The sequence below is a fragment of the Shewanella xiamenensis genome (genome assembly GCF_014647135.1).
Classification (GTDB): domain Bacteria; phylum Pseudomonadota; class Gammaproteobacteria; order Enterobacterales; family Shewanellaceae; genus Shewanella; species Shewanella xiamenensis.
The window spans coordinates 1-716 of the sequence record NZ_BMOP01000057.1; the positions used below are offsets into that span (position 1 = coordinate 1).

Genomic DNA, 716 nt, shown 5'->3' on the forward strand with positions numbered 1-716 from the left:
TTGATTATGTTGCACGCAGCGCCGTGACTCAGGCGCGTAAACGATTGGGCAGTGAGGTTATTAGAGAAGTATTTAGCCGCAGCGCCAATACCTGGCACGCGAGAGCTGAACATCCTCATTGGTGCGGTCTTAACTTGTATGGTGTTGACGGTGTCGTGTGGCGGACACCCGATAGTGTTCAAGATCAAGCCGCCTTTGGACGAACCGCCAACGCTTTAGGCGAAGCGGCTTATCCGCAAATTCGCATGGTTTGCTTGATGGAGTTAAGCAGCCATTTATTGGTCAACAGCGCCTTTGATTCGGTTGCCGAAAATGAAATGAACTTAGCGTCCCAGCTCATTCCTAGCATTCCCAATCACAGCCTAACCCTATTTGACCGAGGATTTTACTCGCTCGGCCTGCTGCACGCTTGGCAGCAAGCGCAACCTGATAGCCACTGGTTGTTGCCATTGAAGAAAGGCACTCAATATGAAGTAGTGCGAACGCTGGGGAAACATGACCAGTGGGTGAAACTCACCACGACACCTCAAGCCAGAAAGAAATGGCCGCAGCTCCCTGAAACTCTTGAAGCGCGTTTATTGACTAAGACAGTGAAAGGTAAGTCAGTCGCCATTTTGACCTCGTTGACAGACCCGATGCGTTACCCCAGCGAAGACATCGTCGACTTATATGCCCATCGATGGGAAATCGAACTGGGCTATAGAGAGATGAAACAA

1 protein-coding gene is annotated in these 716 nt (G+C 50.4%); it reads left to right on the forward strand.

What is annotated here, in order from left to right; all coding sequences use genetic code 11:
• On the forward strand, positions 1-716 hold a 716-nt coding region (locus IEY09_RS20115; RefSeq protein WP_188872418.1), incomplete at both ends, for an IS4 family transposase.